General features: G+C 48.5%; 11 protein-coding genes and 1 pseudogene. All 12 read right to left on the bottom strand.

What is annotated here, in order from left to right; genetic code table 11:
* Nucleotides 1-1,106: 1,106 nt before the first annotated feature.
* Nucleotides 1,107-2,012: a phytanoyl-CoA dioxygenase family protein gene (locus F4X88_01880; GenBank protein MYA55020.1), complete on the bottom strand. Its 906-nt coding sequence runs from the start codon at nt 2,010-2,012 to the stop codon at nt 1,107-1,109.
* 94 nt (nt 2,013-2,106) lie between these two features.
* Nucleotides 2,107-2,970 (bottom strand): sugar phosphate isomerase/epimerase, encoded by an 864-nt coding sequence (locus F4X88_01875; GenBank protein MYA55019.1) that lies wholly within the window; start codon nt 2,968-2,970, stop codon nt 2,107-2,109.
* A 199-nt stretch (nt 2,971-3,169) separates the two neighbouring features.
* Nucleotides 3,170-4,390 (bottom strand): radical SAM protein, encoded by a 1,221-nt coding sequence (locus F4X88_01870; protein MYA55018.1) that lies wholly within the window; start codon nt 4,388-4,390, stop codon nt 3,170-3,172.
* A 148-nt stretch (nt 4,391-4,538) separates the two neighbouring features.
* Nucleotides 4,539-4,955 (bottom strand): peptide-methionine (R)-S-oxide reductase MsrB, encoded by a 417-nt coding sequence (msrB, locus tag F4X88_01865; GenBank protein MYA55017.1) that lies wholly within the window; start codon nt 4,953-4,955, stop codon nt 4,539-4,541.
* A gap of 85 nt (nt 4,956-5,040) precedes the next feature.
* On the bottom strand, nt 5,041-6,249 hold the full coding sequence (locus F4X88_01860; protein ID MYA55016.1) for a glycosyltransferase family 2 protein: 1,209 nt from the start codon (nt 6,247-6,249) through the stop codon (nt 5,041-5,043).
* Between the two features lie 236 nt (nt 6,250-6,485).
* On the bottom strand, nt 6,486-8,294 hold the full coding sequence (locus F4X88_01855; protein MYA55015.1) for a DUF4340 domain-containing protein: 1,809 nt from the start codon (nt 8,292-8,294) through the stop codon (nt 6,486-6,488).
* The gene (locus F4X88_01850) at nt 8,291-9,886 is read right to left on the bottom strand and encodes a hypothetical protein (protein ID MYA55014.1); all 1,596 of its coding nucleotides are present in this window, start codon (nt 9,884-9,886) and stop codon (nt 8,291-8,293) included. The genes F4X88_01855 and F4X88_01850 overlap by 4 nt, the downstream gene beginning before the upstream one ends.
* A gap of 3 nt (nt 9,887-9,889) precedes the next feature.
* A complete protein-coding gene (locus F4X88_01845) occupies nt 9,890-10,615 on the bottom strand; it encodes an ABC transporter permease subunit (protein MYA55013.1) in 726 nt (241 codons plus the stop codon).
* A gap of 116 nt (nt 10,616-10,731) precedes the next feature.
* Entirely contained in the window at nt 10,732-11,472 is a 741-nt protein-coding gene (locus F4X88_01840; protein MYA55012.1) for a chlorite dismutase family protein, read from the bottom strand.
* A gap of 78 nt (nt 11,473-11,550) precedes the next feature.
* On the bottom strand, nt 11,551-13,083 hold the full coding sequence (locus tag F4X88_01835; GenBank protein MYA55011.1) for an AAA domain-containing protein: 1,533 nt from the start codon (nt 13,081-13,083) through the stop codon (nt 11,551-11,553).
* 81 nt (nt 13,084-13,164) lie between these two features.
* Nucleotides 13,165-14,199, bottom strand: a pseudogene (locus F4X88_01830) (methionine synthase).
* A 51-nt stretch (nt 14,200-14,250) separates the two neighbouring features.
* The gene (locus F4X88_01825; GenBank protein MYA55010.1) at nt 14,251-15,801 is read right to left on the bottom strand and encodes a DUF2088 domain-containing protein; all 1,551 of its coding nucleotides are present in this window, start codon (nt 15,799-15,801) and stop codon (nt 14,251-14,253) included.
* Between the last annotated feature and the right edge of the window lie 98 nt (nt 15,802-15,899).

Here is a 15,899-nt window from a genome sequence, read left to right as displayed (position 1 = left end):
CTCTCGACACGATAGGGACGTAAACGCTGCTTAGATGTCCTTGTGCAGCAATATGAGATCTACAAAGTAGGTTTTTACTACTATGAAGCACAAACCCCACGCGTTAGCGTGTGGGTGCTATGACAGAAAAAAGGTAAATCAGACCGATCATCAGAAAAAAAACCAGAATCGCAATCAGTATTCTGAAAACGAACCACCGCTGAATAAAGTCAATATCTAATAAAGTTAACGCTTTTAAAAGTCCTGCATAAATCAAACCAAAAAACAGGGACAAAATAATGAGCATCTGTCTCCTCATTATGAAGTTGGGGGCGAGGCATATCCTCCGTATGTATCGTTTGCGAATTTCCAATGAAGAAAATGATAACTTCAAAAAGACCTTCTTTGATAATTTCAGTCGTCGGCTGTGTTGTTTCGTTCAAGAGAATATCTAAACCTTTGTTTTCACCACATCCGAGTATCACAGGGTCAGTAGGAGTCTGAGTTGTGTGTTCAGAGAAAACTTTGTTTTTCTTATAGTAAAGCCCGAAAATAAGTGCACACTTTCAAAAACACAAAACGTTTCCCCTTCGCTGGCGAGGATTGTATCTTGTCCCTTGCGTAGGTGTATAGGTAATTAGGGGTTTTACTATAACATTTTTTCTTACCTTCTGAGTTTTATATTCTCCAAGTCGTTGTGACTCTATCTTGAGGATCAAACAGCATGGTGGTTAGAAACTTTTCTAATCCAATGTTGGATAAAACTGTAATTTCAAACACACTAAATCCGGAATCATGAGTATTAATTCCATTGGGTTAAGCTTATCTCTTAAAGAGAATAGAGTTTTTAAAAAGGTTCAGAAAAATGCATATCTTCGTCACATCACAACTGGCAGAGATTTCTACCACCACTTTTTACGCTCTGGTGGAAGCCGCCACTGCCATATCCGCCAAAATAACTGTCCTACGGCAATGATACCTAAAATCAGGAGTTGCCACCCTTCATTAAATTTCATCTGTTTGGTTGGGAGATTGGAAGGTGGGAAGGCTGGGGAGCTCTCCATCCTTCCCTTTTTCTCTGATTAGAAGGCCGAAAAAAGTTATCTTCCAGCCTTCCATTCTGCAGATTAAGCGTGTCGGGGTCCCATCGCAAGGGTAGGATCGTCCCCAAGATTTTCAAGGAGCCATCCACGGAGCGGCACATCGTCTTCCGAAGGAACGTAGCGCCCATTATTTCGGGTCGCGGCACCGAGCAGTTGCCGCCGGATCGCATCGCACCGATCATAGAGCGGTTCAACCGTCATCTCGTCTTTGGGACGGATCCAACGGTAGCCGTAGCCGTAGAAGAGTGCCTTTCGAGTCATTTCTGAGTGGTTTGGACTCCGCGAGTGCCAGAGCCGTCTGTCGAACAGAACGGCGGTTCCGGGTTCCACGCAGACCGGCATGGCATCGTCAGGGACATCGTCTGCAGTCGCTTCGCGCGGATCCCGGCTGATTTCCGCCGTTGGAACGTTCATATCCGATTTCATGTGGCTGCCCGGGCGGATGTAGAAGTTCCCGCGTCCAGGTTCAGAGACATCTGTGAGGAAATACGCCACTTTCAGGGATAAACGTGGGCGTGGCTGGGTTTCCAATTCGATGTTAACACGTCCGCTGTCTTGGTGCCATTCCAACCATCCTTCACCCTCTTCGGCATCCGATGCTGCTGGTGGTTTAACGTGCATGTGGGCGTGGTATAGGTAGATATTCCACCCCAAAATTCCCCAGACTTTCGGTAACGTCGTGTGCAAATCAACGAGGCTCAGGAGCGCGTCGTCGGCACCTAAGAAGTCCGACCACCCCCAGTGTGAATTGGGCTGTGCTCTACCCGAAGCGAGTGCTTTGTTGTGTAAGGTGTCAACGGCGTGAATGAGTTGTTCCCGCATTTCAGTAGAGAGCGCGTTTGGCACATATAGATACCCGTTTTCTTCAAAGTGCGTGCGCTCCTCTTCTGTAATTAGGTGTGGAAGGTACTGCTCAGGCGAAGCTTCCATGCCCTTATGAAGAAGTTCTTTCATCGTAAATTCTCCTTGGCTGCGCCGTTACATTTCTAACAAACCGGGCGCGACTCTGCAAACATGGGAGCGATTACCGAACAAACTCCGCGAGGAATTCGCGTGAGCGGCGCAGACCGTCCGATTCTGCTTCCCACGTTCGCCAATACCGGTAATCTTCAAGTTCTACACTCACGATACCATCAAATCCCTCGTCTTCCAAACGTTGAACCACTCTCAGCCAATCCACTATCCCATCGCCAGGAATCGTATAACGCCACCAATCTTCACCGAAACCTTTGGCAGATTGCAGGCTCGGTCCCAAATTGCCGTGTAGATAGAGGGCTTCTTCGTCAAAGGCGGTGTCCTTTCCATGGACGTGTTTGACGTAGGGTGCGAATTCGTTCAAGACACGTAAATAGTCGATCCCGATTCTGACGAGGTGTGATGGATCATAGTTAAGTCCTAATCCTGGGGATGAACATTCTGCGAACATCGCACGCCACATCTCCGGTGTGCAACCGAGGGCAGGATAGGCGGGACCGGGACCGGGCCATCCCTCTACCGCGATGGTTACCCCTTTAGAGGCTGCGAATTCGGCGATAGGCGGGATGGTTCGCTTCCAAATATCAAAGTTTTTGGCTCTGCCGAGACTGGCATCTTCTGGCACAAAAACGCAGAACATAATATGGACATCGTTGTCAGCAGCGGCTTCAATGGCGGCTTTTGCTGCCGAAGCCCCGGCTTTCTGTTTAGATTTTTTCGTGCTGAGTAGATCGCTGACACCGGGGAGATCCGCAGACCCGATCACAAGACCGGCGTCTCTCGCGGTTTTCACAATTTCAGGGGTCGTTTCTCCTATGTCAACGGCTTCAAACCCGTTATCCGCACACCACTTACAAAAATCCGCGAAGGGCAATTGTCGAGCGGTACCCGGAATTCGTAATCCTATTTTCATATTTTTAACTATGGTCCTCTGAGCATCGCTCCACTACGTTTCGCGATGGTTTCTGGTTAAGTACGAAAGGGTTTCAGGAAACATACCCCGTGCGAATTGCACCAAGAATCTGCCTGAAATGCAGTGGAAGGCAGATCAGTACTCCAAAATTAAAAACTTATCAGTTACCAGTTTATCCTAACCGAACCGTAAGGTTTAATTAAAAACCCATCAATCCGCAGCAGCGGCGGCAGACGGGCATCGGTCCATCGTTACTCACTGACTGCCGAAATTTCATCGCCTTCTGGTTGTTCCACATATCAACAACCTTATCCGTTTTGATATTGCCGATGGTATAGTCGTGGTAATCGCGACAGAGGCTAACGTCACCATTGCTATCGATTTCCATTGTCATGTAGATACTGACACACTGATTATATCCGAAGGTTTGATCGTGATCTGTGTAGTACCGTTGGATCTCACCGCGTGTGTTGAGCCGCGGCATCATGATCGGAGGACAGCGTCTCTTTTCGTTGGAGATGTTTTCCATCTCTTCAAAACGATCCAAGATGACACCGTGATCGAAGTCTTTCCATGTGCCTATCCAACCGTAATGGGTTTGCGGTTTGAACCCGAAGCGTTTCTCGAAATCTTCTGTGTGTTCCTGTGCCGATTCGGAATCTATCCACCAGGTCAAGTAAAAGATTTGCGCGTCTGCGTATTGATGCGTGAATTTATAGAGATCTACGACAACGTCAATGTTATACATCGTGACGCAGCTGAGCGGAATAATATAAGGAAACTTTATATTCCGTTTCTCTTTTGCTGCATTAAGCGTTTCTAATGCAGCCTTGACATCTTTGAAGTTATCGTAGTTTGGCGTTAGACCGGGACGTTGTGTATTGTGAATTTCCTCGTTCGGTCCATCAACACTGAGGTAGATAATTTTACAGGTTTCCAGAATATCGTCGGCGCGTCTGGCGATGTTCGTTGCGTTACTCACCAATGATATAGGCATGCCTCGCTCTTTGATATAGTGCATCAATTCGATGATGCCCGGATAAAGCATGGGTTCACCGCCCCAGATGTACCACACCGGAGACCAGCCTGCATCCACAATCTGATCCACAAGGTTTTTATACACTTCAACCGGAACCTCGCGTTGCTTCAGCTCTTTCATGGACTTTCCAAGCAGGTATCCGTTATCGCCCCATTGTCCACAGGAATGGCAACGGAGGTTGCACATATCGGTAATACGGAGGCTCACCAGTTGGATAGCGTCGCCTTTGCCGTGTTTGGCACCGAGGGGGTGTCGCCAGTTGAAACTTTCCTTGGCGAGTTGATAGCGAACGAACTTGCTGGAGGTATCCCAATCTTCCGACATAGCACTGGCGAGTTCATTGACAAAAAACCGTGGTGAGATTCGACTACGTAGTGCCATCAATGCTCCTTTATGAGTTATCAGTTATCGGTTGTCAGTTAAGAGGTTTCTCTGTAATAATTCACCGCTCCGGGGTGTCCAACAAGAGAGGGTAAATTGCACTGAACGAGACGTTTGGCTGATACCGATAATTCTTAAACGACAGGATTTAGAATTCGTTTTCTGGTTTTACCAGTGTAAGTGCCGCGGAATTCAGGCAGTAACGTTTACCTGTCGGCGACGGTCCATCGTTAAAAACGTGTCCGAGGTGTGCGTCACACTGGCTACAGACGACTTCGGTGCGCGGCATGAAAAAGATACTGAAATCCGATTTCGTCTCAATGGATTCTGGGGAGACAGCATCCCAAAAACTGGGCCACCCTGTTCCAGAATCGTACTTGGTTTCGGAACTAAAAAGTGGGCTTCCGCAACAGATACAGTGATAGGTGCCCTTCTCTTTGCAATCGTGGTATTTTCCTGTAAAGGCGCGTTCTGTCCCTTTCTTCCGAGTTACCTTATATTCTTCCGGTGAGAGTTGTGCCTGCCACTCTTTTTCTGATTTAATAACTTTTTCGGTTTCCACTATTTTTCGCTCCTCTTATGAATGTAGTGAGTTTCCTACATCAATACTATACTACATTATGAAAAAAAACGCAAACGCCTTTTGAATCTTAACCAAAGTCTTTTGGTTTTACGGCTCCTAAAACCCGACATTTCGTCGCAGACAAGATTTCATAACGCACCCCACCCCAGGTGATTTTGCGTTGGAATACTGCATAGAGGGCGTTGATGCCTCCGAGAAGTAGCGAAACTGAAGTCACATAAGAGGTGATGCCAATTGTCTCCCGCATCTTCGGCATTTCGCGAAGCCACTTCGGTAGGTTTTTGGCGTAGAGTCTGTAACCAAATGCTTCCAGAAACGGGATAAAAACAATCGGTAGCACCCCTTCACGATAGAATAGGAGCGGAATCGCTCCAAACACACAGAGACCTTTCGGTAGAAGTACAATGAGGCTCGCGAGCCACTGCCGCCAAAGTCCCATGTGGAAGGTCATAATCAGCTGGCGGTTCGTAAATTCCACAATTTGGTGCCATGTCCGATTGGAGGTGCGTGTAATCGCTACGCAGTCTGGGACAAAATGCACCTTGTGCTTAACATCTCGCATGGCAAGGGTCGTATTCAGATCTTCGATGGTTGCTTCTTCCCAGCGTTGAAGGATGTGTGCTTTCTCAAGCATCTCACGTCGGAAGGCGTTGGAGCCACCCCAGACCATTGAAAGCGGATGATCGCCTTGGAAACTCATCTGGAAGTTTACCCAGATGGCTTCCACCAGAGATGCGATATTCCATGTTTGTGGAAAATAGAACCGTCCACCCACGGTTGTCCCTATATCTGGTTCTTGGAGCGGATTCACAAGCAGCGTTAGCCAATCCTCTCGGATACCAACATCGGCATCTACAAACGCGATGACTTCGATATCGTCTGGGAGTTTTTCTATCGCTGTGATGAGGTTCTGCACCTTTTGTGAGCGTGGAAGGTTGTTTTCAACGATGTTCGGTGCTAACAGCACCTGCGCATGTGGATGCACCTCAGCAATTTCACACAGACGTGGATAAGAGACATCGTGTCCGACGTCCGATTTTTGATGTGTGACGAAGAAGACTTCATACTCGCCCGCGTAATTTTGATGCAAAAGTCCTTTTGCGTGTTCTGCTGTGTCGGCATCCCATCCATAGTGTGGTGCGATGATTCCCACCTTTGGGGTATAGGTCGGTCGATCCGCCTTACGTTCGCGCCGAGCGTATCGAAAGGACCTGCTAATAATCAGCAGTTCAATGATAACAAAAAAGTAAGCGGTTGCGATAATATAGGTCTGCATATTTCTAATTTACCTTGCGGTTCGGTCAGGTGGGTTTGAACTTTCTTATGCCTCTCCGTAGACCCGCCTGCGCCCCTGTTGCAGGCTACGCGATTTGGATTTAACGAAAACCTCTTTACTGATAACTGATAACTATCTTTCCGTATATCCGCCTGCGCCTGCTTCGCATTGTCCCGCAGGTTTCCTCTATAGGCTTGCGCAGAATGCAGGCTACAATTTTGTTTAACAGAAAACGGCTACGGCATCCGAAGCCGAGTAAGTGTCGTTTTCAGTTTCGGAACGCGTTCTGCGTTGAGCAGAAAGATCAAATTCGGTTCGTGTTGAAGTCGTGCGTAAAAACGTCCGGATGCCTCCGTCTGGTTGCCAACTTGCAAAGTATATACCTTCCGATTTCGCAATTCTACGGTAATCTGGAGCTGCGGGGTGCTGAAGCCTGTGACCGCATCAGTGAGTGCAGGTTCGCTCGGTACATAAGTGTCTGCCCTCAGATCATCGAGTTCGTAGATGATAGCGTTAACTTCTGTGTTGTTCGCCTCTTCTTTCACCGGTGAAGTGAGTCGCCAGTTTGTCCCGAGGCGTTGGCATGTCAGCGATTCTTCTCCGTGCAAGGTGAACCGAATCGCGTCATCAATGTGAAAATTGAGAATCTGTTTATCTCTTAACCATGCCGCACCGAGCGCAATCTTGTCGATTAAGCCACGTTCGACACGGGCAACTTGATCGGATTGCTCGGCTTTAACGTAAACAGTTCCGTCTTTGGTAGCGTCTCCAATACGCAACACCGCTGGTTTTTCTTGACCCCGTTGCGTAAAGGCAACCGCAATTGACGGTGACGCTAAGCCGTAGGACGCAAGGTTTTTAGCAGGATTGTCAACAAAACCAGCGGCTTCGAGGGAATCTACACCAAACAACAGATCGTCCACCGCTTGTGCATCTGCCTTCACTTTTCCTGTCGGCGTTTGTAATTCCCATACGTTATTACGGTTCTTGGAGCAGACAGTTGTCTCCTGACCTTGTCTGATTTCGATGCGGATCGTATCCGTGCGTTGAAAGTCTATAATTCTTTTATCGCGCAAATCAAAAACAGATGTGCTGAGAAGTTGATAAATGTCGTCACTAACGGTGTAGATAGCGTGTTGGTGAACGGATTTGACGTAGACGTGTCTGGGAGTCCCGTTTTCTGGCGGGACTTCTGCCCCGATGTCAAGCGCGTGGGTGTTATTTCCATCTGTCAATTCTATCTGGATGCGTGGCGTGTCTAACCCGGTCTTTTCTAACTGTGCTGGGGTATCAGCGTCTGCTTGATCGGCTTCAAATGTCGACACTTGCAATAAACGCAATTCCGAAAGAATATCCTCAATTTCTTGGGTATCCGCTTTTGCTTTGATGGGATGCGTGACGCGCCATGTCCCGTCTCGCTTTTCGCAATTAACGGTTTTAGATGACTGATGACTCTTAAAATACGTCAACTGAATGTTGGACACCGTTTCTGTGTTGAACTTAATAACCGACCGGTCCCGGAGGTCTGTCGGGGATTTCGTCAGATCGTCAAGCGCACTGGATTCTATCAGAAAGATATGTGCTTCGGATCTCTCTTTGACATAGACGGAGAAATTAATCGCTTTCTTACCGATAGAAAAGACGGCTGCGGGTGATGCTTGTTCTGTCCAAAGTGAAAGTGTGATGCTGGGGGTATCCAACCCGTACTGTGCCAACGCTGTTACCTCAAGCGTCTGCTTGACGCGTTTATTGAGTATGTCATCTAACATTTGGTTCACTTTTTCACTGTCTGCATCTGCCTGAAATGGATTTTTTAGATGCCAGTTCCCCGTTGCGTCTTTTACCAATTTCAGGTCTTGATATGCCGTATCCGTGAACGTGACTTCCATCTGTTGGACCTGTTCTTGCGTTATACCGTAAACCTGGTGGATCGGCAGGTTTTCGCTTGTTGATGTGTTCTCTGGCGATTGCTGAAAAAATAGAAAATACGCACCTGCAATGCCTGCAAGGAGAACAATGATGATAAGGGTCGTCCTGAAATTCACACGTCCTCTCCTTTACGGCGTTGCCACCAAACTATGAGTCCCGCAATAAAGACGATTGAAGGTATCAGGAAAACAGATGTTATTTGCACTAAACGTGTGTCGTGAACGCGCATTTGGCGCAGTGTTTGCCCCTGTAAGTCGATAGGACGGATCGCAATGAGATCCTCCTCTAATGTCAGCCAATTGATTGTAAAGAGAAAGAGATCGCGGTTCGCCTCTCTGAAAGCGGCATTCGCTGCGAAATCTGAGTCCCCGAAAACGACGATTCGGGTTGGACCGCGTGAGGCATCTCTGTCGCTATTTTGATCGACTTTTTGCTCAGCGGCAACGGCAACAGATACCGGTGGCGGCGTGTCTGCCCCGGGCGTATAGGTAAACGAACCGCTGAAAGTGCCGTCCGTGTCGCGTTGCTTTTCGCCCCAGCTGTCGTCTGTTCCACCAACAGTTTTGGCAAGCGATTTGACGCTTAGGTTCGAGGGTCTGTCTGCTATAGGCGTGACAGAACGGGTCACAGGGAATGCTACGGGATCCCGCATAGCGCGTGTAATCTCGTGCAGTTCAAATCCTGGGACCGGTGCCTTGGGTCCGAACAACGGGACGAACTGCGTTTCGTCGATGACAAGGTCGTTGCCTATCGCAATCCCCCATCTTCGCATAAGTCTAACGAGCCCTCTGTTCACGTCTTCTGCAGCAGTGTCCGATGGATCGAGCATCAGGAACAATTTTCCGCTACGCCTTAAGTATTTCCCGACTATACCAATTTCATTAGCCGTCAAGGCGGTTCTTGGACCCGCAATGACGAGCAATTCGCAATCCGCCGGAATGTCCGGTTCTGTCAAGAGCGAGAGGGGAAACGCTGCATAGTTCTGGTTCTCTAACTCTGTCCGCACTTCACTATATCCGTCGTTATTGAAGTCATTGATGCCATGTTCTTGGTGCCCCACAAGGAAGTAGACCTTTTTTGTTTCATCGCGGATGAGTTTGAGAATGGCACTCGTGAATTTCTGTTCCTCAACGGTCGTCACTTTTTCGTGTCGATCTTCGCTGTCGAAAATAATGGTTCCATCGTATCTCAGTTGATACTTGTTGCTCAGTTGGAGATCTATGTAAGGATTTTTGAATGTAAAAGTTATAAAATCAGTTTCGCGCTGGTACAATTCTAATATATCTTTCGCACGAGCCGCTGACTGTGAGGTGTCGTCGCTGAAAAACGCGAGGACCTGGATTTCCTTTTTAAGGTCTTTGAGAACGGTTTTCGTTTGTTCCGAAAGCGTGTAAAGCTGCAGCTTCGTTAAATCTATCTGTTTATCGAACTGCCGGATAACAATGGCATTGACAAAAACCAAAATGCCGATAACCCCAACGATACTCAAAGCCACGTTCGCTCCGTAACGCGCTTGGCGACTGATAAAGAAATTCATGAAGTCCGCAAACCGCAGGCGCGCGAAAATGGCGAGTGAGACAAGCGCGAGCAAGAGGCAGATCCAGAAAACGAGCCGCGCTTGAAAGACCCAGCTGGCGATCGCAATAAAACTGAAGATGAGCGTTAGAAAACCGAGAAGTGGGCCTGTAACCCTTTTATTGGCTTCCATCTTCTATCTCCATTTTGATGATTCAATCGACTTGAACGTCGCAAATAAGCAGACACATGTGAAACTGATGTAGTAAATAACATCTTTCAATAGGATGATACCGCGTGAGAAATCTCGGTAGTGTTCAGGTAACGACAGATAACTCAGGAATTTCGCTATCGGTCCACCGCGTGCTGAGAGCGAGCCGATCACCCATAATGTTATGAGGATGCCGAAACTCGTCAACGCAGCGACGAGTTGGTTTTTACACATTGACGACATCAGTAAACCTAATGATAGAAATGAAGAGCTGATGAGGATGATACCCAAATAACCGCTGATGAGGAGTCCACTGTCCAAATAACCGAAACGTTGGGTTAAGAGTGGAAACAGAAGCGTCAAGCCAAGCATAATCAGGACCAGTGTGCAACTCGCAAGGAATTTACCGAGAACCACTTGTCCGTCTGTGATTGGGGAGGTAAGGAGTAGTTCGATCGTTCCCGATTTCCGTTCTTCTGCAAAGAGTTTCATTGTCAGCACTGGCGTGAAAAAGAGTAAGACAATCGCCATGTTACCGAAGAGGGTTTCCATCACGTATCCGCCGGTCCCGCCAATGTTGCTTGCACTGATAAGCAGGATGGAGAACAGGAAGCCCGAAATCGCAGTGAAGACAAAACAGACGAAATAGGCGATCGGTGAAACGAAGTAGGTATAGAGTTCTTTTGTGCAAACTGCCAGAATATTTCTCATTTTTTAATTAATCGCCAAGCGAGGGGATGGGCAATTAGGGCGTTAGCGGTTTTCGCTTAAGAGCCGCACGCGCCGTTGTTGCGTGCTACCGGCATTGGTCGATTTTTTAATGTTTTTTATCCGCCTCTCGCAAATTGCTTCCGAACCTTTCCAACAAAGAAAGGACCGAGGGATTCGATGTATGTGGTGGTCTGTTCTGTTTGGCGCATATCCTGAATCAAACGCGATAAGGGATGTAAATCGGGCCCGACCACTCCGATAACGAATTCATTGTCGTTTGTATCCAATCCAAAGCATGCGAGTCGGATGTCACTGGCGTATCCACCTGCTGCATAACCGCGCCCCAGCAAAGCGTGTTCGCCTAAGATGCGACCCCGTTCACGGTGTTCAAGACGATAGAATTCAGGGCTTCGGCGCAATGGATACCAAATCGCCCATGGAAAATTAGGGTTGAGAACGTTTTGGAGCGGTTTGTTGAGGAGCCACTCTTCCAGATTCGGTTCTCTACCACTTGAATAGGTTCGACCTGTCATGGTCATTTCTGGACGATAGGAGCGGGATGAGCGGTTAGAAACGTCTAATAAGGTTCGTGATTCAACTATCAACGCTGCTGGATCCTCTGCGGCTAAAAGCACGCCCAGGCCTGTTGGATGATTTAGATCGTCATATAAGACCGCATTTAGACTCCCCTTCTCAAGTTTTTCAACGATAAGGTTAGGATCTAAACAATCTTTAAAGACATGGAGTTGGAAAAACAAACGCCGATCGCTCACCTGCGGTTTCCCGTCGAGGGGTGCGCCGACTTCTTGGATATTCGGGGGTTCAGGACGTTGCGGTCTCTTCTGTTCGGTGTTCATATTTTAATTTATGGCTTTCTGCTTATGGCTGACAACTATTCCTGCCGACTGCTGACTGCTGACTGTTGATTGCTATTCTCAACGTTTTGTGGTGTACGACTCACGGATCCACTCTTCGAGAACTTGATCTGGATTTTCCAAAACAGCCTTTGGAAAGGTGAATGTGGATTGTCCCGTGTTCTGCTTAATTAAGTTCAGCCCGTGCTGATAACTTCCGAGGAGTTGATCACAGACCCGCTGGACTGTTTGCGCCTCTGCAATCGCCCGTTCACAAATAAGCGCAGTCGCTTCAGCGTCGAACTGAATTTGCAATTGGTGTTCTGTGTAGAACTGTGCTTCATACCGGCGAACCTGCTCACACATCACCGTCCTGCGGTTGTAGTCCGGTTCCGCGGTGATTCGCTTTAATTCGACATCAGGTGCATCGACAACTTCAGCAGTGACGACAAATTCCTCAACGCCGGTGGAGGGGAGCTCAAATTTATAGTCGCGCAAGACCTTTTCACAAACCGTCATTAAGGCACGCGCCCCTGTTTTTTGCGCAATCGCTTTTTCGGCGATGCGTTGTAGACCGCACTCTGAAAACAGGACCGTGATGCCATACGCCCGAAAGGCGTTTTCGTATTGACGGATAATGGAACCTTCGGAGTGTTTCAGGATATAGAACAGGTCATCTACGCCGAGTTCCGTGCAAACGACATGGACTGGCAGCCGTCCGATAAACTCAGGTTCAAAGCCGAAGTCTATGAAGTCTTTCGGTGTGATGTTCTCGAAATACTGGGTTTCCGTGTCATCGGTTGGGCTGGTAATCTCAGCATTGAAGCCGATTTTGCTTTGATGCATGCGTTTCTTGATAATATCTGCCATACCCGTGAACGCACCGCTGATGATGAAAAGAATGTGCCGTGTGTTGATAACCTCTTTCTCGACCTTGCCGCTTTTTTGAAATTCCATAGCAGCGCGCATCTGTGAGGCGACATCGTTCCCGCTACGCAGATCCACTTCGGTTTCCTCCATCAGTTTAAGAAGTCCAATCTGCACACCGCGTCCGCTCACATCGCGTCCAATGATATTTGGCGGTGTCGCGATTTTGTCCGCTTCGTCGAGATAGATGATGCCGTATTGTCCCAGTTCGAGATTGTCTTCAGCTTGGGTTACCAGTTCACGGATTAAATCGTCAACGTTGGCACCAACGTAACCGGTTTCGCTGAATCGGGTCGCATCCGCTTTGACGAATGGCACGCCGATGAGTTTGGCGATGTGTCGGATGAGATAGGTCTTACCGACACCGGTCGGTCCGAGCATGACGATGTTCTGTTTGGAGTAATCCGCATCCGCGGCGGTTGGGTCTTCGTGGCATTCTCGGACGTGATTGTAGTGGTCACAGACGGCGATAGCGAGTGCCTTCTTTGCCTCGTCCTGTTTGATGACGTATCGGTCGAGGTATTGCTTGATCTCCTTCGGTTTGAGGTCGAATTTCAGATCGAAGGCTTTTTTCGGTTCAGGAGTCTCTGCTTCTCCTTCAGGCGAGGGTTCACCGGCAGATGCGTTAATTAAACGGACGCTCCCGCCATATTTCTGTTGGACGAATTCTTGGAATTCTTTTTCAATTTCTTCGGGTGTGGGTATCTTCCTGTTTATGCTCACGACGCTATGCTACCTCTCTTCTAAAATGGGAAACCGAACCTAAAGTTAGAGGGTCCCATTTGTAAGTTCACGGCGGACAATTTCAGTACCCGCGACCATCGCTTTCAGTTTTGCGGCGGCTGCCCACCGTGCTGTTTGACTGAATCCACAATCCGGGGTGATAGACAGTTTTTCGGGACGCACGTGCTTGAGTGCTTCCCGGAGCAGTGCTGCGACATCCTCTGGTGTTTCTACATAATAGTTTTTGACATCGATGAGTCCTGCGGCGAGTTCTTTGTCGTTCGGAAACTCGCTCCACAATCCGATTTCTGCCATTTCCCTGTTTGCGAATTCCAGTGCGAGTTGATCGAAGGCTGCGTCTAAAATATACGGAAAGAGCGGACGATACGAACGTTTTCCAACGGCTCTGCCGCGATAGTTGCCGAAACAGATGTGCAGTCCAATCTTTGCAGAGACATCTTCAACGGTGTGGTTGAAAAGTTTGACGAACGCTTCAGGACGATCCGGATAAACGGCGTAAGAGGGTTCGTCTAACTGGATGAATTCTGCGCCAGCAGCAACGAGTTGACGGAGTTCTGTGTTGATAATCTCCGCACAGGCGTAGGCGACTTCAAGGCGTTCTTTATAAATCCCACCCGTCTGAATCCGTCCGGAAAGGGTAAACGGACCGGGGCATGTCACCTTGAGCGTTTTCGTCGTCTCGTTCTTCGCGAATTCAAACTCTGTGAGGATACCGAGTCCGTCAGGAGCATCAAGCGGAACGGAGGGCAGCCATTTGCCGCGTTGGTCGTGTCCGTCGGGTCCGTGCGTTCTGGGTGCCGGGAGTTGTTCTAACCCAGTGAGCCGTTCATAGAAACCGAGAACGAAGTCTTGGCGGCGCATCTCACCCTCTGTGACGATATCAACGCCTGCGCGTTCTTGGTCTGCGATAGCGGCGCGGACAGCGTCGTCGAAAGTTTAGTTAATGTCGGTGTCGCCGAGTTAACCGCGTCCGATCGCTTCTAACGTAACGCACAGCCAACTCGGTGGTGCGTAACTTCCGATAGTGCTGGTAGGTATCAAAATATCCGTGTCTGTCATTAACATTCCTCTGTTTTTTGCATAAAATGCTTTTGGTAGTCCAATGTATCTTTATTCCCCAACGTTTGCGTAGAAGAACGGCGGCATTGTCAAGGCAACGACATCGTCTTCCCCAGAGATTTCACGTGCCATTGCAAGGGCATCATCTAAGTTGCGCGCCCAGTCAACACCGAGTCGTTGCGCCACCCGCGGTTCCTCCGGACCCACGAGGATTACTTTCGCGAGATATTTCAGTGGATACGTCGCCCAATACCAGACGGTAAACGGATGGAAACCGTGGTGCGCGAACTTGTTTCGATAACAATCGATTAAATACGCGTCCTTTGCGTATTTTTCCTGAAACTTCTGTTGCATCTCAAACGGTTCCGTCGTTTCAGCGAGCACCTCATCGTAAAACTGCTTGTAGGCGACGTGATACTCTTCATGAAAAATCTCGTAGGTCGGGTTCATGATGATCACAACACCGTTCTTTTTGATGATGGGTTTGTTATAGAACCAGTTGAAGACGTAGCCTAAAATGTCGCTCACCACTAAGACCGGGTTGATACGCGCATCAACGGCGTAGGGACTCATATCGGGAAGTCCGAATACCAATGTGCTGAACTGTCGAGGGATATCTATTGCCAACTGATCCTTCATTGACGCTAACGTTTTCGCGTGAACGGCATCGATGTCGCCTGCGTTGACCTGTATCGGTTCGTAGTCCGTCCGCACGCTTTTAAGAATCTGGTAACGCAGCGATTCGGGCAGCAGCGATAGGGTCGCTGGTGTGAAGGTTTTCAGCACTTTCTCTGCGATGTTGCAGTCGCGGTTCGGTTTCCCGACATAGCGCAGATGAAATGGGTAGATCGCACCGTTCATCGCTGCTTCGAGTACCAAGATGGGGGTCTCTTTCTGAATGAGGCGGCTCATCCGCTCGATACAGGCGTGCATGTGCGAACCCTCGGGTTGCATGACGTGTGGACTTTCCGCTGTCATGTGCGGCGAGTGGTGGGGTGCTATAGAGTTATAGGTGCCGAGACCCACCGCAACAGATTTATGTCCCCCGTTGAGCGGAATCTGTATCATATCAACGTAAATCACCAGATCGGCTTCGAGAACTGCCTTATCCGTTTCAACGATTTCATCTTTTTCTGTGTGTCCTACGTAGGCAATCTGGTCGGCATCCTCTGCATCAAAGTTTCGGAGTTGATGGGGATAGAACTCGTCCATGATGTCTTTTCCGAGCATATAGTCGAGTTCGTGTTCCTTCATCTTGCGGTGCAGTGCGACGGCGCACATCAGTTGGATGTTCTTTTTCTCCACGCCGTAGTTATAGAGCATCTTCAGAAGCGTCTCTATCATGATCTGCCGCATATCCGGCTTTTTGGTGGCGGGAAAGGGTTGGCAATTATCGTCAAACAGGATAAGCACCTTTGAATTGCCGTTGACGAGTTCGCGTAGCGGTGGCATCGCAAGTGGGTTTTCAAAAGCACGCTGGGTGTGTTCGCTCAGTGCTGCGCGCTTGATGCCCGGCAGGGGAGGCTTTGCGTAGTAGACCTCTGAGTTGTCCGGGAGTTTCGCGTTGATGAGATGATTTCCGAAATAAGTAAAGTATTTCATACGATGATTTTAACGGATGCCTGTAGATTTCCGGGTTTTAATTTATATTACTAAAGTTTGGACAATTTTAAGAATTAAGATGCAGAAAAGCAGAAAAG

Source organism: Candidatus Poribacteria bacterium (genome assembly GCA_009839745.1).
GTDB lineage: Bacteria > Poribacteria > WGA-4E > WGA-4E > WGA-3G > WGA-3G.
The sequence above is the reverse complement of the archived record's forward strand: the minus strand, read 5'-3'. Positions and strand labels throughout refer to the sequence as shown.

Coding starts and splice junctions, on each gene's coding strand:
- F4X88_01870 (MYA55018.1), bottom strand. CDS start 4,390: ATGGCACTACGTAGTCGAATCTCACCACGGTTTTTTGTCAATGAACTC.
- F4X88_01825 (MYA55010.1), bottom strand. CDS start 15,801: ATGAAATACTTTACTTATTTCGGAAATCATCTCATCAACGCGAAACTC.
- F4X88_01880 (MYA55020.1), bottom strand. CDS start 2,012: ATGGAAGCTTCGCCTGAGCAGTACCTTCCACACCTAATTACAGAAGAG.
- F4X88_01850 (MYA55014.1), bottom strand. CDS start 9,886: ATGGAAGCCAATAAAAGGGTTACAGGCCCACTTCTCGGTTTTCTAACG.
- F4X88_01860 (MYA55016.1), bottom strand. CDS start 6,249: ATGCAGACCTATATTATCGCAACCGCTTACTTTTTTGTTATCATTGAA.
- F4X88_01840 (MYA55012.1), bottom strand. CDS start 11,472: ATGAACACCGAACAGAAGAGACCGCAACGTCCTGAACCCCCGAATATC.
- F4X88_01845 (MYA55013.1), bottom strand. CDS start 10,615: ATGAGAAATATTCTGGCAGTTTGCACAAAAGAACTCTATACCTACTTC.
- F4X88_01875 (MYA55019.1), bottom strand. CDS start 2,970: ATGAAAATAGGATTACGAATTCCGGGTACCGCTCGACAATTGCCCTTC.